The organism is Peribacillus simplex NBRC 15720 = DSM 1321, from assembly GCF_002243645.1.
GTDB classification, from domain to species: Bacteria; Bacillota; Bacilli; order Bacillales; family DSM-1321; genus Peribacillus; species Peribacillus simplex.
In genome coordinates, this window is the sequence record NZ_CP017704.1 from 3,774,127 (window position 1) to 3,793,587 (window position 19,461).

The 19,461-nt window shown below is 43.2% G+C and carries 19 protein-coding genes; 16 read left to right on the top strand and 3 right to left on the bottom strand.

Going from position 1 to position 19,461, the window contains the following annotated elements:
- Positions 1 to 73: 73 nt before the first annotated feature.
- Positions 74 to 850: a 3-hydroxybutyrate dehydrogenase gene (locus BS1321_RS18245; protein ID WP_061464627.1), complete on the bottom strand. Its 777-nt coding sequence runs from the start codon at positions 848 to 850 to the stop codon at positions 74 to 76.
- A gap of 255 nt (positions 851 to 1,105) precedes the next feature.
- On the opposite strand from BS1321_RS18245, the gene BS1321_RS18250 reads away from it, so the two are divergent.
- The 3 genes from BS1321_RS18250 (at position 1,106) to BS1321_RS18260 (ending at position 4,960) form a co-directional block, all read left to right on the top strand.
- On the top strand, positions 1,106 to 2,053 hold the full coding sequence (locus BS1321_RS18250) for a 3-hydroxyacyl-CoA dehydrogenase family protein (protein WP_063232434.1): 948 nt from the start codon (positions 1,106 to 1,108) through the stop codon (positions 2,051 to 2,053).
- Positions 2,050 to 3,225 (top strand): acetyl-CoA C-acetyltransferase, encoded by a 1,176-nt coding sequence (locus BS1321_RS18255; protein ID WP_063232435.1) that lies wholly within the window; start codon positions 2,050 to 2,052, stop codon positions 3,223 to 3,225. The genes BS1321_RS18250 and BS1321_RS18255 overlap by 4 nt, the downstream gene beginning before the upstream one ends.
- A gap of 64 nt (positions 3,226 to 3,289) precedes the next feature.
- Positions 3,290 to 4,960 (top strand): sigma-54 interaction domain-containing protein, encoded by a 1,671-nt coding sequence (locus BS1321_RS18260; protein WP_063232436.1) that lies wholly within the window; start codon positions 3,290 to 3,292, stop codon positions 4,958 to 4,960.
- Here the strand turns inward: BS1321_RS18260 and BS1321_RS18265 are convergent.
- Positions 4,955 to 5,200: a hypothetical protein gene (locus BS1321_RS18265; protein WP_063232437.1), complete on the bottom strand. Its 246-nt coding sequence runs from the start codon at positions 5,198 to 5,200 to the stop codon at positions 4,955 to 4,957. The two genes, BS1321_RS18260 and BS1321_RS18265, sit on opposite strands and share 6 nt — an antisense overlap.
- A 735-nt stretch (positions 5,201 to 5,935) precedes the next feature.
- On the opposite strand from BS1321_RS18265, the gene BS1321_RS18270 reads away from it, so the two are divergent.
- From BS1321_RS18270 to BS1321_RS18285, 4 genes are all read left to right on the top strand, one after another.
- Entirely contained in the window at positions 5,936 to 7,321 is a 1,386-nt protein-coding gene (locus BS1321_RS18270; protein WP_063232438.1) for a GntP family permease, read from the top strand.
- A 32-nt stretch (positions 7,322 to 7,353) separates the two neighbouring features.
- Entirely contained in the window at positions 7,354 to 8,049 is a 696-nt protein-coding gene (locus tag BS1321_RS18275; protein ID WP_063232439.1) for a CoA transferase subunit A, read from the top strand.
- A 17-nt stretch (positions 8,050 to 8,066) separates the two neighbouring features.
- A complete protein-coding gene (locus BS1321_RS18280; RefSeq protein ID WP_063232440.1) occupies positions 8,067 to 8,714 on the top strand; it encodes a 3-oxoacid CoA-transferase subunit B in 648 nt (215 codons plus the stop codon).
- 295 nt (positions 8,715 to 9,009) lie between these two features.
- Entirely contained in the window at positions 9,010 to 9,927 is a 918-nt protein-coding gene (locus BS1321_RS18285) for a M15 family metallopeptidase (RefSeq protein ID WP_063232441.1), read from the top strand.
- Positions 9,928 to 10,158: 231 nt separating this feature from the next.
- On the opposite strand, the gene BS1321_RS18290 is transcribed toward BS1321_RS18285, so the two are convergent.
- Positions 10,159 to 10,671, bottom strand: coding sequence for a GNAT family N-acetyltransferase (locus tag BS1321_RS18290; protein WP_063232850.1), 513 nt, complete (start codon positions 10,669 to 10,671; stop codon positions 10,159 to 10,161).
- 171 nt (positions 10,672 to 10,842) lie between these two features.
- On the opposite strand from BS1321_RS18290, the gene BS1321_RS18295 reads away from it, so the two are divergent.
- The 9 genes from BS1321_RS18295 (at position 10,843) to BS1321_RS18335 (ending at position 19,456) form a co-directional block, all read left to right on the top strand.
- Entirely contained in the window at positions 10,843 to 12,324 is a 1,482-nt protein-coding gene (locus BS1321_RS18295; RefSeq protein ID WP_232522708.1) for a sigma-54 interaction domain-containing protein, read from the top strand.
- A gap of 251 nt (positions 12,325 to 12,575) precedes the next feature.
- Complete coding sequence (gene kamA, locus BS1321_RS18300; protein ID WP_063232852.1) at positions 12,576 to 14,018, top strand: lysine 2,3-aminomutase; 1,443 nt, start codon at positions 12,576 to 12,578, stop codon at positions 14,016 to 14,018.
- Between the two features lie 2 nt (positions 14,019 to 14,020).
- A complete protein-coding gene (locus tag BS1321_RS18305; protein WP_063232442.1) occupies positions 14,021 to 14,287 on the top strand; it encodes a YokU family protein in 267 nt (88 codons plus the stop codon).
- 66 nt (positions 14,288 to 14,353) lie between these two features.
- Complete coding sequence (gene ablB / locus BS1321_RS18310; protein WP_081112858.1) at positions 14,354 to 15,217, top strand: putative beta-lysine N-acetyltransferase; 864 nt, start codon at positions 14,354 to 14,356, stop codon at positions 15,215 to 15,217.
- Positions 15,218 to 15,230: 13 nt separating this feature from the next.
- On the top strand, positions 15,231 to 15,461 hold the full coding sequence (locus BS1321_RS18315; protein ID WP_063232443.1) for a ferredoxin: 231 nt from the start codon (positions 15,231 to 15,233) through the stop codon (positions 15,459 to 15,461).
- A gap of 70 nt (positions 15,462 to 15,531) precedes the next feature.
- Positions 15,532 to 16,899: an aspartate aminotransferase family protein gene (locus BS1321_RS18320; protein WP_063232444.1), complete on the top strand. Its 1,368-nt coding sequence runs from the start codon at positions 15,532 to 15,534 to the stop codon at positions 16,897 to 16,899.
- A 10-nt stretch (positions 16,900 to 16,909) separates the two neighbouring features.
- The gene (locus BS1321_RS18325) at positions 16,910 to 17,608 is read left to right on the top strand and encodes a CoA transferase subunit A (protein ID WP_063232445.1); all 699 of its coding nucleotides are present in this window, start codon (positions 16,910 to 16,912) and stop codon (positions 17,606 to 17,608) included.
- Positions 17,593 to 18,255, top strand: coding sequence for a 3-oxoacid CoA-transferase subunit B (locus tag BS1321_RS18330; RefSeq protein ID WP_063232446.1), 663 nt, complete (start codon positions 17,593 to 17,595; stop codon positions 18,253 to 18,255). Before BS1321_RS18325 ends, BS1321_RS18330 begins: the two co-directional genes overlap by 16 nt.
- Before the next feature lie 19 nt (positions 18,256 to 18,274).
- A complete protein-coding gene (locus tag BS1321_RS18335) occupies positions 18,275 to 19,456 on the top strand; it encodes a thiolase family protein (protein WP_063232447.1) in 1,182 nt (393 codons plus the stop codon).
- Positions 19,457 to 19,461 lie beyond the last annotated feature (5 nt).

The window sequence follows — 19,461 nt, forward strand, 5'->3', positions numbered from 1 at the left end:
AACAGAAAACCCCGAATAAAGAACACCATTTTTGGTGTCATTCATTCGGGGTTTTTGCAGATGCATTTTCCTTTTATTGAGCTGTATATCCGCCATCTAACACAACTGCCTGGCCTGTGATGCCCCGTGCTTTGTCGCTCGCGAGGAAAATGGCGTAGTCGGCAATTTCACTTACATCAAGTAAGCGGTTTTGCGGGACAAGCGGATAGATGACCTCTTCCAAAACACTTTCCAGTGGTACTTGTCTTGTTTTAGCCAGATCCTCCAGTTGACCGCGGACGAGAGGTGTGTCTACGTATCCTGGGCAAAGGGCATTGACGGTTATGCCAAAAGAGGCGCTTTCCAAGGCGGCGACTTTCGTTAATCCGATTACACCGTGTTTGGCACTATTGTACGCTGCTTTGTTGGCAAATCCAATTAGACCGTTAATGGAAGAGATGTTGATGATTCTGCCGAAGCCTTGTTCTTTCATGATGGGCAAAACGTTCTTAATTGAAATGAATGGGGCGGTCAGCATGATTTTGATCATCAGTTCGAATTTTTCAGTTGGAAACTCTTCAATTGGTGCAACATGCTGAAGGCCTGCGTTATTGATGAAAATATCTATTCGTCCGTATTTGTCTTTAGCTTGTTTGATTAGTTGGATAATATCCTCTTCACTGGTCACGTCTGCTTTTAAGCCGATAACTTCCAAGCCTTTGTTCCTTAGGTCTAAAGCAGCTTTTTCAACTGTGTTTTGATCAAGGTCGGACAAAACGACCTTTGCGCCATTTTCAGCAAATATCTTTCCAATCTCAAAGCCTATTCCTCTAGCAGAGCCGGTAATTATCGCCACTTTATCTTTAACCATATTACATTCCTCCAATTAAAAATGTAATGGTCCAGGTCTGTCATTTTATGTCGTAAACAGGGAATATTTCACAAGGTAAGCTCCATTGGAAATATAAAGGGAAGGTTATAAAAATATGGTTTAGGTTAATGAGTAAGAGTCTATCATGATTTTCAAGATAAAAAAAGAATTTTATTTCCCCTTGTCGTTGGCATAGATATTGCATGAATAAAATATGAGTAAATACAGGTAAGTAAAACGGAAAGGGGAAGCTGGATGATTAAAAAAATAGCCATTATCGGTTCAGGTGTAATGGGGAGTGGGATCGCTCAGTCTTTTGCAGTTAGCGGGTATTTTGTCACCATTAACGATATAAAGGAAGAGTTGCTATACCATGCCCAAAATCGAATTTCAGAGAATCTATCACTGCTCATTGAGGAAGGGGTTTTGACTGATCAGGAAAAGCAAGGCGCTTTAGCGAATATTACATATAGCGTAGATTTAAAAGGGGCTGTAAGGGATGCTGATTTTATCATTGAGGCCATTCCGGAAGTCATTGAGTTGAAGTTAAATCTATATGAGCAAATGGAGAAAATAATCAAACCGGATGCAATTGTTGCTTCCAATACATCGACCTTTCCGATTTCTCAATTGATGGAGAAGGCCTCGTTTGCGGACAGAATGGTCATCACGCATTTCTTTAATCCTGGCCATTTGGTTCCATTGGTTGAAATTGTTCAGCATGACGAAACAAAGCCCGAAATCGTCAAGACAACAATGGATTTAATGCGTAAAATCGGCAAGTCACCGATTCTCTTGAAAAAAGAAATAGCAGGATTCATTGCCAATCGTCTCCAGACTGCCTTGATGCGGGAAGCCTTTTATCTATTAAAAGAGGGCGTTGCCAATGCTGTGGATATCGATACAGCGATAACGGCTGGACCAGGTTTTCGATGGGCATTTACTGGGCCGATCGAGATTGCTGATTTTGGCGGACTGGATACATGGCAGCGCGTACTTGATAATGTTTCACCGGTATTGGATCAGAGTAAGGAAGCGCCTGATTTGATTCGTGATTTGGTGGCTAAGGGAATGCTTGGGACGAAGTCGGGAGAAGGGATTTTTACGTATGAAGAATCTACCGTTTCTCAGAAAATCAACGAGAGGGACCGTAATTTTATTAAACTGGGAAAATTAAAAATGGAGAAGGAGGAAGTATTATGAGAGAAGTAGTGATTGTAGGGGCAGCAAGAACACCAGTTGGTGCGTTTGGAGGCAGTCTTGCCAATGTTTCAGCGGTTGACTTGGGAGTTGTGGCAGCTAAGGAAGCGATTAAGCGGGCAAATATCTCGGCTGACATGATCGATGAGGTATTGGTTGGGAATATTCTATCTGCTGGATTAGGGCAAAATGTGGCACGTCAGGTTGCGATTCATGCAGGGATTCCGGAAACAACGCCTGCCATGGCCATTAATAAACTTTGCGGATCTGGACTCCGTACGGTAATAATGGGGGCGCAATTCATTGCCCTTGGTGATGCTGATGTGATTCTTGCCGGGGGTATCGAAAGCATGAGCAATGCCCCGTATTTACTTCCAAATTATCGTTTTGGACAGAAAATGGGTAATGCCGAAGCAGTGGATTCAATGACTTATGATGCCTTAACGGATGTTTTTAATCAATATCATATGGGCGTGACTGCGGAGAATATTGCCGAACAGTGGGAAATCAGCCGTGAAAAGCAGGATGAATTTGCTTTAGATAGCCAACTGAAGGCTGAAAAGGCGCAGCTTGAAGGACGATTTGCAGATGAAATCGTACCTGTTGAATATAAACGAAGAGGGAAGACGATCTCGGTAGACCAAGATGAACACCCACGTCATGGGCTGACGATGGACCAGCTAACGAAGCTGCGTCCTGCTTTTAAGGAAAATGGAACGGTTACGGCCGGAAATGCATCCGGGATCAATGATGGGGGTGCGATGTTGGTCCTGATGTCTAGAGAAAAAGCAGACGAGCTAGGACTGGAAGCATTAGCAACAATTAAGTCATATGCAAACGCCGCGCTTGATCCGAAAATCATGGGATACGGTCCAGTTCCTGCGACAAGGAAAGCTTTGGCAAAAGCGGGAATGACAATAGATGATATTGATTTGATGGAAGTGAATGAAGCCTTTGCGGCACAGTCACTCGCCGTGCTTAAGGACCTTGAATTGAAGCCGGAGAAAGTGAATGTAAATGGCGGGGCGATTGCCCTGGGTCATCCTGTAGGTGCTTCCGGTGCCCGGATCTTAGTGACTTTATTGTATGAAATGAAGCGCAGGGATGCAAAGACCGGCCTTGCAACCTTATGTATTGGCGGAGGACAGGGAACTGCGCTGATTGTGGAACGGTAATGACTTGGCCTCATTTTCCTATGATATAATGGAGAAAACTTCAGACGGGTTAAGGAGAATAGGAATGGCCAGCGATAATAAAACTATTCATTTGGAATTAGTGAAAGCGATATTGGAAGAATTGCCTTTTGGTGTTTTGGTAACGAAAAACGAAAAAGAAATCGTTCTATGCAATCGCGTATTATCTGAGGCTTTTGCTGAGAATCAATTTGATCTGCAAATAAATTTGATTTTAGAAAAAAACCTTGTACCAGCTGTAAATACTCCGATCCGTTTGAATGATAATAATGGGATTGTCAGAAAAGCCATCATTCAAATGGGTGATGAGGAGTTTCAGATTTATCTCCTGTTATTTACAAATAATAAAAGTGATTTTCTTAATATTGATAATCATGAAGAACTTCTGTTTAAGGATATTATCGAATTTGCCTATGACGGCTTGGTAATGGTCGATACGGAAGGGTATGTCCAAATGCTGAGCCACGCTTATGCGGATTTTCTTGGGGTCGAACAGGAAAGCTCAATAGGGAAACATGTAACGGAGGTCATTGAAAACACCCGTATGCATGTGGTCGCCAAAACTGGCAAGCAAGAGGTCGCTGAATTACAAAAAATTAAAGATAATTATATAATTGCGACCCGCTCCCCGATAAGGAAACAAGGTAAGTTAATAGGAGCGGTCGGGAAGATTCTTTTTAAGAATGTCGGGCAATTTACCGCTCTTTCCAAGCGGATAAATTCACTTGAAGTAGAGCTGAAAAAGTACAAAGGCGATTTTCGCGAGAGAAACAAGGCCTCATATACGTTTGATCATTTGATGGGAAGAAGTCCTGCTTTCATGGAAGTAAAAGGTCAAGCCAAAATTGCAGCTAAAAGCGACTCGAATGTGTTGATTTTGGGCGAAAGCGGAACAGGTAAGGAGCTATTTGCCCATTCCATTCATAATGATAGCAGACGGGCCATGGGTGTGTTTGTCAAAGTGAACTGTGCCGCCATCCCGGCAGAGCTGCTGGAGTCAGAGCTATTTGGCTATGAAGAGGGTTCTTTCACTGGTGCAAAAAAAGGCGGAAAAGCAGGGAAGTTCGAAGCGGCTGAAGGCGGAACGATTTTTCTGGATGAAATCGGTGAACTTCCACTGCATATGCAGGTGAAGCTGCTCCGTGTTTTACAAGAAAAAGAGATTGAAAGGGTCGGCTCGACGGGAAGTATTCCGATTGATGTACGGGTAATCGCTGCAACAAACCGTAATCTGGAGGAAATGGTCTCGAAAGGGGAATTTCGACTTGATATGTATTACCGGTTGAAGGTCATGCAAATCCAGGTTCCTTCCTTAAGGGAGCGACCGGAGGACATTGAAATACTGGTAAATCATTTTGTTGAAAAGTACCAGAACCTCATGAAAAAACGTGTAACGGGGATGAGTGATCAAGCTTTACGGCTGTTGCGTCTTTATAAATGGCCGGGTAATATTCGTGAGTTGGAGAATATCATTGAACGCGCAATGAATATAGTTGAAGAAGGGGAAATGATACGTTCCAAGCATCTCCCTAAAGAAATAACGGGTCATAAAGAATCAGTATCGATCCGCACTTTAGCAGAAGTAATGGATGAAACTGAACGGGCTGCAATCGTTTCATGTTTGGAAATGACTTCTGGTAATAAATCAGAAACGGCAAAGAGACTCGGAGTGAGTCGAACAACACTGTATGAAAAAATGAATAAATATGGTTTATAAATGTAGAAAGTACCCTTTTGCCAAAGGGTTCAGACTGTAGACAAATTCGAAGAAAATCGAGTTTGCCTGCAGTTTTTTTATTTTAAAAAAGTTCCAGGTGGTTTCAGAAATCAGCTCCTTTTCCGCCGACTGTCTGCCAAGCCTCCTCGCCTCAAACGTCTCCGGGGTCTCGGCTAGCCAGTTATTCGGCAGGAGTGTCGCAAATTTCTTCAATCCAGTGAGGGTTTTATAAAAAAACAATGATGTAAAACCTAGTCTTAATCATGGTTCAGGATGAGACCAGCCTACAGTTTTTTCTATAAAAAAACAGTCCAGTAGATTGGAACGAAAGGTGCGAGACTCCTGCGGGAAAAGCGCGTCTAGGGGAGACCCTGCAGGCGCAAGCCGAGGAGGCTCCCGGGACCGCCCGCGGAAAGCGAGTACCTGAAGTGAACGCATTGTTTAATTTAAACACCCCCTCCAAAAAACTGTAGGTACATTAGTGCATGTTTTTCACTAGCAAATATTTGAGTGTGTTAGGAAATCCGTACATAAAACGAGAGGGAATTTAAATGTTGTAAGAAAAGGCTTACACTTTTTTGAAGTTTATACCTATGTGTACTGAAACCTTAACAGTTTTAAGGAGTTTTAGCTTTTATAAGGGAAATAAAATGTTTGAAAAGGCTTTAAAAGATGAGATTTTTCATTCTATTTAAGTTGGCACAATAATTGCATAATTAATTTAGTGAATGGCCTATCTGTCATTTTAGATTGTGTTTCCACGTAAAATGAAAAGGGATTTCGTAATTCAGCAATTGTTGAAAGCGTTCTCAATAATTGGGAAGCGCTTAGGAGGATCATTCAGCTTGACTTGGGGAAGGCAGGCTTGGATGGTAAAATCAGGAAGATTAAAAATGTGGAATTTAGGAGATTAATAGTTCTATTTAAAGGCTTCCGAAATAATTTTGGGGCAAGGGGAGAAAAGGGGGAAATGAGTTGGTGATCCAAATTTTAGCCATTGTTGTGGCGCTGGGACTTTTAATCTTTTTAGCCTACCGGGGCTATCCGGTCATTATCATAGCGCCGATTGTTACTTTATTGGCGGTCATTTTATCCGGTGGACATTTGCTGCCGAGCTATACAGAGACATATATGACGTTTGCGGCTAACTATATAAAAGCGTTTTTTCCGATATTTTTATTAGGGGCCGTATTTGGAAAAGTCATGGAGATGAGCGGTGCAGCTGCATCCATTGCCAAGACCATCGTAAAATCACTAGGCTCAAAGCAGGCTATTCTTGCTGTAGTGCTGGCCTGTTCGGCGCTGACATATGGCGGGGTTTCACTCTTTGTAGTGGCATTCGCCGTTTATCCATTCGCAGCGGCAATTTTTAAAGAAGCAGACATCCCAAAGAGATTATTGCCGGGAACGATAGCATTGGGTGCTTTCACTTATACGATGGATGCCCTTCCTGGAACACCTCAGATTCAAAATATCATTCCAACGAATTATTTCGGAACAGATACCTATGCTGCTCCAATAATGGGTATTATTGGTGCGATCATGGTATTCACTGGAGGAATGCTCTGGTTAGAACGTCGTCGTAAACAAGCGTTGGCAAATGGTGAAGGCTACGGGGAAGGACATATTAATGAACCAGAAAGTGCAGAACAGCAAAACCTGCCTAACTTTTGGCTGTCTATTGTACCGCTAATCCTTGTCGTAGCATTTAATTTTGCTTTCAGCCGCAGTGCCATTTCGGTTAAGCACTGGTATGATGCATCGATGTTGAAGGAAACTTTCAACATTGCCGATGTAAGCACAGTCACTTCATCCTGGTCTTTGATTGTTGCACTGACTATCGGTATTATTGCAGCGATGCTACTGAATGTTGGACGTATCAAGGTCAAATTGGCAAGTGGATTAACAGCTGCTGCTATGGGATCTTTGCTTGCTATATTCAATACCGCATCTGAAGTTGGTTTTGGGAATGTGGTGAAAACGCTTCCTGGATTCTCGGTCATTCAAAACTGGGTGTTCAATGCAAGCGGAAATCCACTCGTATCCGAAGCTATTGCCGTCAATGTGCTGGCAGGGATTACCGGATCTGCTTCTGGTGGACTTTCGATTGCGTTAGAAGTAATGGGAGGTCACTATTTGCAGTTGGCCCAAAGTGTCGGAATCACTCCGGAAATGCTTCATCGAATTGCATCCATGGCATCTGGCGGAATGGATACGCTGCCGCATAATGGTGCGGTCATTACCTTACTTGCCATTACTGGACTGACACATCGTCAATCTTACAAGGATATCTTTGCGATTACGGTTTTGAAAACAGTGACCGTGTTCATCATTGCTTTTGCAACTTCACTGTTTATTTAATAGAATAGTATTAAGAATGGAGATGATGGAAAATGAGTAAATTATTAACATCTTTTGATAGCGCTATTCAACAAATCGAGGATGGAGCAACCATTATCGTTGGCGGGTTCGGATTAAGTGGAATTCCAGAAAAACTAATCATTGCATTGCGTAACAAAGGTGTAAAGGATTTGACGATTGTCAGCAACAATTGTGGTGTCGATGATTGGGGTCTTGGTCTTTTGCTTGAAAACAAACAAATCAAAAAAATGATCGCTTCTTATGTAGGGGAAAATAAGTTATTTGAACAGCAATTTTTAAGTGGCGAGCTGGAGGTCGAGCTAGTTCCCCAAGGAACGTTGGCCGAGCGTTTAAGAGCGGGCGGAGCGGGAATTCCTGCCTTTTATACAGCCACAGGAGTAGGAACGGAAGTCGCAAATGGTAAAGAACATAAAGAGTTTGATGGCCGCACATACATTATGGAAAAAGGAATAGTCGGAGATTTTGCCTTTGTAAAAGCCTGGAAAGCAGATCATTTCGGTAATCTTGTATATCGGAAAACCGCAAGGAATTTTAATCCTGTCGTTGCCACCGCAGGGAAAGTTACGATTGTCGAAGTGGAGGAGCTAGTGGGCACAGGAGAGCTCGATCCAGATGAAATTCATACTTCAGGGGTTTATGTACAAAAAGTGCTTGTAGGAAATGACTATGAAAAACGAATTGAAAGACTTACAACTGCTAACGCATAAAAAGGAGGAGTATTCGAATGACTAGACAACTAATTTTAGAACGGGCTGTAAAAGAAATCAAAGATGGTATGTGTGTAAATTTAGGGATTGGAATGCCGACCTTGATTGCCAACATGATTCCAAATGACTTTAATGTCATGCTTCAATCGGAAAATGGCTTACTCGGAATCGGGCCTTATCCAAAAAAGGATGAAGTCGATCCGGATTTGATTAATGCAGGAAAAGAAACAGTAACGGCAAAATCGGGGGCATCATTTTTTGATAGCGCTGAATCATTCGCGATGATTCGCGGCGGCCACATCGATCTAGCCATTTTAGGCGGGATGGAAGTTTCCGAAAATGGGGACTTGGCAAACTGGATGATTCCAGGGAAGATGGTAAAAGGAATGGGAGGAGCGATGGACCTCGTCCAAGGCGCAAAACGAATTGTTGTCATTATGGACCATGTGAACAAGCATGGGGAATCCAAAGTGAAAAAGAACTGTACTTTGCCATTGACGGGGGAAAAAGTCGTCCATTGCCTGATTACCGAACTGGCTGTTTTTCAATTTACAGAAGCTGGCATGGAATTGATAGAATTGCAAAATGGCATAACACTTGATGAAGTGAAAAGTAAAACAGAGGCTGACTTTACAATAAGCCCCTCTATTGAAATTAGAGCGTAAGTTAAAGAGATTAATAAAATAATTCATTATTAGACTACTTTTATTCGCAAACGGGCGAACGGAAGCAGTCTATTTTTTTGTCGTATGTTTGTTTATATTATGTTAAAGCAGTCAGTCATAAGTTGGGGGAAATTTTAATGGTGCGGCTATGCCATAGCGAACGAAATAAGACTACAAAATGTGGTCTCTTTTATTTTGTTTAAAAATCAACAATATGAAAATTTTCCAACCATGCTACTTTTCCGTTAAATAGGCTTATATAAAGTCTGATGGGAACTTAAAAGGAGGGATTACATTGACGGTAGCATTACGAAGATTATTGGATCGATCAGTGAAAAAGATGGGCAAAGGGATGAATCCTGTGGTGAAGGCATCAGCATTGGAAATGGTGGAACGTGCTTATACTGAAGGGATCACTGTACAGATAAGTGCCGGCCATCGCTCTTTGGAAGAACAAGCCGCGCTTTATGGTCAAGGACGAGTTTATAGCTATAATGGAAAAAACTACAGTAATCTAGCTAAACCTATTGTGACGAACGCTAAGCCAGGGCAATCCTATCATAATTTTGGACTGGCCATTGATTACTTCATTGTGAGTGATGATGGTAAGAGAGCGATATGGACAGTGGATTCAAAGTGGCAGCGTGTGGCTGCCATAGGTAAGGATTTAGGATTTAAATGGGGCGGGGATTGGAGTTCATTCAAGGATTATCCCCACTTGGAGATGACAGGCGGGTTATCTTTTACACAGTTACAAGCAGGAAAAGAACCTCACCTAACCTTCAAATTAGAAAAAATGGAAATGCCAAAGACCAGCAAAGGAGATAGTCAAATAATTTCGATACAAAATACGTTAAATAGCCGATATAAAACGGCTATTGAGGGTGATGGATTTTATGGTCCCAAAACTCGATCGGCCCTTATAAAAGGTTTACAAACGGAGTTGAATAAGCAATTCAATAAAAGACTAGTTGTCGATGGAAAATGGGGACCTAGAACCAAGACTGCAATCGTCACCAAAAAAAAAGGAGCTGCAGGCAATATCATATGGATCCTGCAAGCAGCGCTCTATATGGAAGGATTTAACCCCGGGTACCTTGACGGAGAATTTGGGGAAAAAACCGAGGCGGTATTATTCAAATATCAAAAGGCAAGCAGAATTTCCGCCGATAAGTTTGCAGGTCAAGAAACATGGAATGAATTGTTTGCTTGATAGAGAATGAGATCACTAAACAACTAATGTGAATGATAAATGACGGCGGAATAATGCAATCCGTCCTACCACGGGAATAATTCGACTTAATTCGACCTACTCCGGAAATAATCCGACCTAGCCCCAAAATAATTCGACTTTCCCGGGAAATAATTCACCTAAACCCGGCATAATTCGACTTACCCCGGAATACTCCTTCCTACACACAAATCCGCTATTTATCTAAAGTATTCATTCCAGTTCCAAGCACCAATCATTGCATTGCATAAAGCTCCCTGGCGGGTATTCGAATTCACATTCGGAGATGAGGTTGAATTTAAGCTTGCGGCAAATTGCGTTTGATGCAGGATTATTGATCGAAGGGAATGCGTGAATGTATTTGTATTTTCGTTCTGCTTTGATTTTCTCTATCAGTGCCTTCACGGCATGAGATGCGATTCCTTTACCTTGAAATGAAGGGAGGACGCTCCAACCGATTTCGTACACATTTTCATCGTTCCAGACCGTTTGCCAGTAGCCAACGGAACCGGCTGCCTCTGTCTCTGGAAACGAGTTGATGCTAAACATACACCCCTTATCTCCAATCTGTAGGTATCGTTGATGGCGTTTCAGGATTTGTTCATTACTTTCTGGTCCGCCAAGATGTTCCATCATTTCTGGGGCATTTAGTTGAAAAAGCAATTCAAGGTCTTTATCTTCCCACGGTTTAATTTCTATTTTAGTTTCTTTGCCTCGTTCTGAAATCCGACTCACCCCTAAATGTTATATTTTCTAATATAATCTTCTTGGCATAATGCGAGATTCCTTTTTTTGAACTTATTATTCTATTACCTTTGTATTGAAGTTTGATTTTAATAAGAATAAAGAGATGAATGTTTCCCATTAAATGCTATAATTTACAGGTGATTCTATCAAATGACAGAGAACGGAGATGAAGAAATGAAATCTTCAGTAAATCAGTTTTCCACTCAATTTGAATGGATATTGAATGTGATCAATGTGGGTGTCCATATTGTGAATAAAGATGGGGATACGGTATTTTACAATGAAATGATGGCACATATCGACGGGCTTGATCGTGAACAGGTGCTGGGGGAAAATATTTTTCAGCTTTATCCTTCATTGACTGATGAATCCAGTACGCTGCATGTAGCATTGGAAAAAGGCAATGAAACGATTGAATCCATTCAAACATATGTCAACTTAAAGGAGAAAAAGATAACATCCATCAATAGTACGTATCCTTTGTATGAGGATGGTGAAATTATTGGGGCAGTGGAAATCGCAAAGGATATTACGAAGGTCATGAATATGTACGACCAAATTGTCGATTTGCGTTCCCAGCTGGCCGAGACACATAAGAAAAATAAGTTTTCTGAAGGGACGGCGACCTATCATTTTAGTGATTTGATCGGTAATAGCCCTGCTTTTCAGCAAGCCATTTCATTGGCGAAAAAAGCGGCCCGTACACATTCCCCAGTCATGATTTATGGACCAACAGGGACAGGGAAGGAACTGGTCGTGCAAAGTATACATAATGTAAGTGCTCAGCGAAATCAGCCTTTCATCGCGCAAAACTGTGCGGCTGTTCCAAAGGAATTGATGGAGGGGCTGCTGTTCGGCACGACGAAAGGGGCTTTTACCGGAGCGATGGATCGCATGGGCATTTTTGAGCAAGCAAATGGCGGTACCCTTTTCCTTGATGAGCTGAATAGCCTCGACCTCGGTCTGCAGGCAAAATTGCTGCGAGTGCTTCAGGAAGGTGAGGTGCGCCGTGTTGGAGGTTCGAAGGAGCAAAAGGTAAATGTGAAAATCATTGCTGCGATGAACATTTCTCCAGAAGAGGCGTTGGACCGGGGAATCATTCGCTCAGATTTATTCTTTCGCCTGAATGTCGTGACAATCCAAATGCCTTCACTTGTGGAGCGTAAAACGGATATTCCGGAAATAGTCAATCACTTTATTCAAAAATTCAACAAATCATTTTTTTCGGAAGTGCGCGGGATCAGCCAAAAGGCGATGCAGCGGCTTCTACAATATCCATGGCCCGGGAACATTCGTGAACTGGGACATGCCATCGAGTTAACCTTTAACGTCATGGACGCAGGGGAAGATTTGATTGATGAACATCATCTTCCTGCTTATCTTTTCCCTTCAGGAAATTATGCTGCAGCAAATGCGCAGAGCCATCCTTCCCCATTGAAAAACAAGATTGATTTACCTGTCGTTCTTGAAGAAATGGAAAGGGAAATGATCATCAATATGTTCGAGAAATATAACGGGAATATCAGCAAAACGGCAGAAGCCCTCAATATTAAAAGACAGGGACTGCAATATAAGTTAAACAAGTACGGCATTGAAAAAGTTTATACGGCAGGATCGAAGGAATCCAAGTAAAATCAGTTTTTTTTGGAAACGCTGTCACACTTTGTAACTTGAAGAGGGCTCTTGTTTAAAGAGACCCTCTTTTTTTTGCTAGGCGCAAAGAATCTGGCTGCAAAAAATTATGCGTTATGAAAAATATCTTGCGATTTTAAGCTCGGTTTGCCCCCTTTTGCTTATGTTTTCCTTGTTATTAATGTTGGCATCATTCTTGCGAGAGTATATATATAAGTTCTTAGAATAAGGGGGCATATTAAATGAATTTGATGGGATTGGATGTAAAAAATAAAGAATACCTAGGTGGACGCAGGCATTATAATGATATCGAATTGTGGAAGGATGTAACGGAAGAGCAGTGGAATGATTGGATCTGGCAATTGACCAATACGATTAAAACACTGGATGATCTGAAAAAGGTCGTCAACTTGACACCGGATGAAGAGGAAGGAGTCCGGATTTCGACTCAAACGATTCCGTTGAACATTACGCCTTATTATGCTTCATTGATGAATCCCGATGATCCTCGCTGTCCGATTCGTTTACAGTCGGTACCGCTTTCGGCAGAAATGAACAAGACTAGATATGATTTGGAGGATCCGCTGCATGAGGATGAGGATTCCCCTGTTCCTGGATTGACGCATCGTTATCCGGATCGGGTTCTATTCCTTGTAACGAACCAATGCTCCATGTACTGCAGATATTGTACGCGACGCCGTTTTTCAGGTCAGGTAGGCATGGGTGTTCCCAAGAAGCAGCTTGACGGGGCGATTGAATATATCCGGAACACTCCGGAAGTGAGGGACGTGCTGATCTCTGGAGGAGACGGCCTGTTGATCAATGATAAGATCCTTGAATACGTATTGAGTAACTTACGTGCCATACCGCATGTGGAAATCATTCGGATCGGCACACGTGCACCGGTCGTTTTCCCGCAGAGGATCACGGAAAATTTATGTAATATTCTGAAAAAATACCATCCAATTTGGTTGAATACGCATTTCAATCATTCACTTGAACTGACGGATGAAGCGAAAAAAGCATGTGATATGCTGTCGATGGCAGGGGTGCCGCTTGGTAATCAGGCAGTCATTCTGGCTGGTATCAACGATAGTGTACATATCATGAAAAAGCTTATGCATGACTGTGTTAAAGCAAGGGTTAGACCTTATTACATTTATCAATGTGATCTATCTGAAGGGATTGGCCATTTCCGGGCGCCGGTTTCAAAAGGACTGGAAATCATTGAAGCGCTGCGCGGCCATACATCAGGATATGCGGTGCCAACTTTTGTGGTGGATGCTCCTGGCGGAGGCGGAAAGATTGCCTTGACTCCGAATTACCTTCTTTCGCAAAGTCCGGATAAAGTCGTTTTACGGAACTTTGAAGGAGTGATCACAAGTTATCCGGAGCCGAAGAATTATGTTGCCGGCAGTGCGGATGCTTACTTTGATGAAGTGTATGGTACTGCGGATAGGAAAGAAGCCGTCGGGATTTCCGCACTCATGACGGATGAGAAATTCAACTTGGTACCAGAGGGCCTTCGTCGTCTTGACAAGAGAAAATCGTATGAAAGCACTGACGAACATGCTTCCTTGAAGGATCGCCGTGATAAACGGGATGAAATGAAGGAAAAATTAAGGTTAGCCCAAGAAAAAAAGAACGCCATGGCCGCTAGTGGCTCGGTGAAATCTGACGGCAAGGAGGAATGAAGATGGACTGCTTGTGGTGCAATGCCCCAAACGTAGAAGAAAGCGAAAAGAAGGATTGTTACTGGATCATGCCTGACGGGAAACGCTCAATAAAAGTCCTTCAAGTTCCAGCCTTGAACTGTCCTGAATGTGGAATCTATGTGTCTGATTCGATGAATCAAAAGGTGGATGAAGCTTTATCCATTTATGATGTGAGTGAATATCCTGATGAGTTTACGTATGATCAGCTTCTTCAGGCACCTGTCAAAAAATTATTTAATTGGAAATAGAATGCCGGGAGAAGCGGATGATATGCATCTCTTCTCCCGAATTCTTTAAATAAGGGGGGTTACATAATGCCTGTTCAAAAGCTGCCTTTTTTCACCCAAATGGAGACTGGGGATTGTTATACGATGGAACTCTATCATGATCATGCCAATCAGCGCTTACGCATGGATGATTATCGGGGAAATATCATAAAAGCGATCGATCGGGCCCTTGCCATCGCAAAGGAGCAGGGCTTTACTAAAGTGATACTTAAAGCCAGGAATGAAGATTTATCCGCTGCATTGAGTCAGGGATTCATGCTGGAAGGAATATTGAGCAAGTATTTCAAAGGGAATGATGCCTATTGCATGGCCTTCTATTTAACGGATGAAAGGCGAACAAGCGACTTTTGGGTCAAGGAAGATAAAGTCATCCAAGATGTCAGTCAGATTCCTAGATTGATTGAATCTCAGAAAATGCCTGAGAATTATATCCTTCGGTTTGCTACGGAGAAAGATGCACAAGAGCTGGCGAATTTATATGGTGCCATCTTTGAAACCTATCCCACACCGATGAATGATGAGCGATATATCAAGAAAGTGATGGAGGAAGGTACGATCTTTAGTGTTATCGAATATGAAGGAACCATCGTCAGTGCTGCATCCGCGGAAGTGAATGAGATGTATCACAATGCTGAATTAACGGACTGTGCAACAATTCCCCAACATCGAAAGCATGGTTTCATGAAGGTGCTCATCTCCGCATTGGAACAAGAATTGTTCAGGAAAAACATTTATTGCTCTTATTCATTAGCGCGTTCATTGTCAATGGGTATGAACGCCGTCTTTCATCAGCTGGGATATGAATACGGAGGCAGATTAACGAAGAATTGCAATATTTGGGATAAGTATGAGGACATGAATATTTGGAGTAAAGATTTATCTTTCAAGTAGGAGGATCGTTTCTATGGCTAAATACACATGGGTTGATAAAGAAACCTGTATTGCGTGCGGTGCATGCGGTTCAACTGGTCCTGAAATTTATGACTATGACGATCAAGGGATCGCTTTCGTCATCTTGGACGATAATCAGGGGAATGCCGAAGTTCCTGAGGTCTTGCATGATGACATGCAAGATGCTATGGAAGGCTGCCCTACAGAATCCATCCTGATTCAGGATGAGCCTTTTAGTTGGTAAACTGGTTCTGGAAATTAATTGATTAATAGAATAATGCACAGTGGGTACGAACGTTAAAAGGAGAGATGACATGACACGCAATTATTTGATTAAGCCTACTTTAGATCATGACTATCCCACTATCTCTCATGGGAATGGAATTTATCTTTATGATATAGATGGAAATCAGTATATAGATGGATCATCAGGAGCGGTCACAGCAAGTATTGGCCATGGTGTAGTAGATGTTGTCGAGGCAATGACGGAGCAAGCCCGCAAAGTTTCTTTTGCATATAGGTCTCATTTTACGAATGAAGCCGCAGAGGCATTGGCCAAAAAGCTAAGTGAGTTGGCTCCTGGGGATTTGAATTGGTCATTTTTCGTGAATAGTGGGTCGGAAGCGACCGAAACGGCGATGAAGATAGCGATTCAACATTGGCAAGAAAAAGGGTTTGAGCGAAAAAACCGTATCGTCTCCAGGTGGACGAGTTATCACGGGATCACGATGGGTGCTTTATCGATGTCCGGCCATGTACCAAGAAGAAAGCGTTTTGTTCCGCTATTGGAGGATTTTCCTAGCATTTCGGCTCCCTACTGTTATCGCTGTCCTTTTAATAATGAAACTTCCGGATGCAAGCTTCAGTGTGCAAATGAACTGGAGACAGCCATTCAAAGGGTCGGCTCCGAGAATATAGCTGCCTTCATCGCAGAACCTATAATCGGGGCATCCGCTGGTGCTGTAACACCGCCGGATGGCTACTATCAAAGGATTAAGGAAATCTGCGAAAACTATGACATTCTTTTTATTGCCGATGAGGTAATGACGGGAATCGGACGGACAGGAAAAATGTTCGCGATGGAACACTGGGGAGTCACTCCGGATATCATCGCATTGGGTAAAGGAATGAGCGCGGGCTATACTCCAATGGCAGCCACAATGGTTACTGACCGTGTCATGGAGCCCATTTTAAAAGGCTCGAAATCCATCATGGCTGGACACACATATAGTGCAAACCCTCTATCTGCGGCCGTTTCATTGGAAGTGCTTTCCTACATTGAGGGAAATGACCTGGTTCAGGCAGCGGAAGTGAAAGGTCAATATCTGTTTAAGAAGCTGCAAGGATTGGCTGAGAAATTCGATATCATTGGTGATGTAAGAGGGAAAGGGCTGCTCCTTGGGCTTGAGTTTGTCTCAGATCGGATTTCAAAAACGCCATTTGACTTGCAAATCGCCCTGACTACAAGGCTTGTCAATAAGGCTTTTGCGAAGGGGTTGTTAATCTATCCTGCTGCAGGTGCGATTGAAGGAATCGCTGGCGATGCGGTTATCTTATCTCCGCCATTAATCATTACGAATGAAGAAATCGATCGCCTCGTCAGGATACTCGAAGCTTCCCTCGAAGAGTTGCAGCAAGAATTGCACGCGGAAGGTTTGATTGAGGACATGCAGGCTATTTAGGAGGAACGGTATGAAGCAGGTCATTACGAAGAAAAACAAAATTGTGACCATGGAAGAAGCATTGGAGCATATTTCCGATGGATGCACACTCATGTATGGCGGATTTGGCGGGGTGGGGACCCCTCCGACGCTCGTACAGGGTATTCTTGCCAAGGGCGTCAAGGAATTGACCTTGATTGGCAATGATACTGGATTCCCTGACATCGGCATTGGCCGGCTTGTGACTGCTGAAAGGGCAAAGAAAGTGATCGCCTCGCATATCGGATCCAATCCTAATGCCGGCAGGCTCATGACTGAAGGAAAGCTGCAAGTCGAATTTTCACCGCAAGGGACATTAGCCGAACGGATTCGTGCTGGCGGTGTAGGCTTAGGCGGGATTTTTGTCGATGTCGGGATTGGTACGATAGCCGAAGAAGGCAAGGACAAGATCATGATAGAAGGAAAAGAATATTTGGTGGAAACCGCTTTGACGGCTGAAGTCAGCATTGTCCATGCCAAAAAGGCAGATTCGCTTGGGAATTTAGTGTACGACAAGACTGCATGTAACTTCAATCCGCTCGTAGCTATGGCTGGAGCCTTCACGATTGCGGAAGTGGATGAAATTGTTCCTGCAGGCGAATTGGATCCTGAATGTATTGTCACACCAGGCATTTATGTAGATATGGTGATTCCGACTAAAGGGGTGAATTGGAAATGGGCATGGCAGTAGATGTACGAAATCGCATCGCGAAACGCGCCGCCAAGGAAATTCATGACGGATTGATCGTCAACTTAGGCATCGGCATCCCTACCTTGGTGGCCGACCATATACCTCAAGATATCCATGTGCTGTTCCATGCGGAAAACGGAGTTCTCGGTACAGGTCCAAGTCCTGATCCCGGGAAAGAAGATCCTGCCCTCTGTAACGCGGGAGGGTTTCCGATCACCACTGTAATGGGCGCTTCATACTTTGACAGTGCAACAGCATTTGGAATGATCAGGAAAGGATACATCGACATCACCATCCTTGGAGCCTTGGAAGTCAGTGAAAAAGGGGATTTGGCGAATTGGATTGTCCCAGGAAAGCGGGTGCCGGGGATGGGCGGTGCAATGGAACTTGCCCAGAAAGCCAAAAAGGTGATCGTACTGATGAATCACGTGAATAAGCAGGGTGAATCGAAGATATTGAAGACATGTACGCTTCCATTGACGGCAAGGCAGAGTGTGGATTTAATCATCACGGATATGGCAGTCATGGAAGTTACAGAAGAGGGATTGGTGCTGAAGGAAGTCATGGCGCCATATACAGTGGATGATGTGATAAGGAATACGGAGGCAACGTTGAAAATCCATGCTGCTGTCAACACCATTGAATAGGTAAGAGGAGGAAAAAGGCATGAATGAGGTTGTCATCGTTGCTGGAGCGCGAACTGCAGTTGGATCCTTTGGCAAATCACTACGGAATGTTAAAGCTACCGAATTGGGCCGTCAAGTATTGGAAGGTTTAATGGATAATTCTGGGTTAGATAAAGAAAAGGTAAATGAAGTGATTTTCGGACATGGCTATGTCCACGGAGGCGGACTAAACTCGGCCCGAATTTCGTCGCAGATGGCATGTTTCCCACACAGTGTCCCAGGCCACGTTGTAATCAAAGCATGTGGATCAGGTTTAAAGGCCATTACCAACGCCGCTGTAACTATCGCTGCTGGTCAAGAAGACGTAATCATTGCCGGCGGAGTGGAGAGCATGAGCAATGTGCCTTATATCGTGAAAAATAGATGGGGCGGTAAATTTGGAAACGTAACGATGGAGGATGCTCTGCTGGCAGATGGATTAATATGTTCCTTGGGAAATGAGCATATGGCAATAACTGCCGAGCGCTTGGCTGAAAAATACGGTATCCGTCGTGAAGAACAGGATCAATTTGCTTATCAAAGCCACAAGAAGGCATGGAAAGCTATGGTAGAGGGTCGCTTTGATAGAGAAATTATTTCGCTTAAAATCAAGGATCGAAAAGGACTTCAAATCTTCAACCATGACGAAGGGGTACGCGAGGACATTCATCTAGATCAACTAGCCAGTCTTCCAGCAGTATTCAAAAATGAAGGAACCATTACGGCAGGAAATGCCTGTCCTATGAATGATGGAGCTGCAGCTGTACTATTAATGTCCAAGCAGCAAGCAGAAGAAAAGGGATTAAAACCGCTCTTGAAAATAAAGGCTTTCGCCAGTGCAGGAGTTGAACCTGGAGTTATGGGGATTGGACCCGTACCAGCGACTCGAAAGGCATTGGCAAAAGCAGGTCTATCGTTAGAGGATATCGGACTGATTGAACTTAATGAAGCCTTTGCTGCCCAAGCACTTGCAGTGATCAAGGAGTTAGATTTGAATCAGGATATTGTCAATGTCAATGGAGGGGCAATTGCACTTGGTCACCCTGTAGGAGCAACAGGTGCAAAATTGACAGTCACACTGATGCATGAAATGTTGCGTTCACAAGTTAAGTACGGAATGGTAACGTTGTGTATGGCAGGTGGAATGGGACTTTCAGTAATCTATGAGAATATGTGTATTTAAGGAGG

Bases quoted from the DNA above. Each gene is read 5' to 3' on its own strand.
- BS1321_RS18245 (WP_061464627.1), bottom strand. From the start codon at position 850: ATGGTTAAAGATAAAGTGGCGATAATTACCGGCTCTGCTAGAGGAATA.
- BS1321_RS18250 (WP_063232434.1), top strand. From the start codon at position 1,106: ATGATTAAAAAAATAGCCATTATCGGTTCAGGTGTAATGGGGAGTGGG.
- BS1321_RS18255 (WP_063232435.1), top strand. From the start codon at position 2,050: ATGAGAGAAGTAGTGATTGTAGGGGCAGCAAGAACACCAGTTGGTGCG.
- BS1321_RS18260 (WP_063232436.1), top strand. From the start codon at position 3,290: ATGGCCAGCGATAATAAAACTATTCATTTGGAATTAGTGAAAGCGATA.
- BS1321_RS18275 (WP_063232439.1), top strand. From the start codon at position 7,354: ATGAGTAAATTATTAACATCTTTTGATAGCGCTATTCAACAAATCGAG.
- BS1321_RS18280 (WP_063232440.1), top strand. From the start codon at position 8,067: ATGACTAGACAACTAATTTTAGAACGGGCTGTAAAAGAAATCAAAGAT.
- BS1321_RS18295 (WP_232522708.1), top strand. From the start codon at position 10,843: ATGACAGAGAACGGAGATGAAGAAATGAAATCTTCAGTAAATCAGTTT.
- kamA (WP_063232852.1), top strand. From the start codon at position 12,576: ATGGGATTGGATGTAAAAAATAAAGAATACCTAGGTGGACGCAGGCAT.
- BS1321_RS18305 (WP_063232442.1), top strand. From the start codon at position 14,021: ATGGACTGCTTGTGGTGCAATGCCCCAAACGTAGAAGAAAGCGAAAAG.
- ablB (WP_081112858.1), top strand. From the start codon at position 14,354: ATGCCTGTTCAAAAGCTGCCTTTTTTCACCCAAATGGAGACTGGGGAT.
- BS1321_RS18315 (WP_063232443.1), top strand. From the start codon at position 15,231: ATGGCTAAATACACATGGGTTGATAAAGAAACCTGTATTGCGTGCGGT.
- BS1321_RS18320 (WP_063232444.1), top strand. From the start codon at position 15,532: ATGACACGCAATTATTTGATTAAGCCTACTTTAGATCATGACTATCCC.
- BS1321_RS18325 (WP_063232445.1), top strand. From the start codon at position 16,910: ATGAAGCAGGTCATTACGAAGAAAAACAAAATTGTGACCATGGAAGAA.
- BS1321_RS18330 (WP_063232446.1), top strand. From the start codon at position 17,593: ATGGGCATGGCAGTAGATGTACGAAATCGCATCGCGAAACGCGCCGCC.
- BS1321_RS18335 (WP_063232447.1), top strand. From the start codon at position 18,275: ATGAATGAGGTTGTCATCGTTGCTGGAGCGCGAACTGCAGTTGGATCC.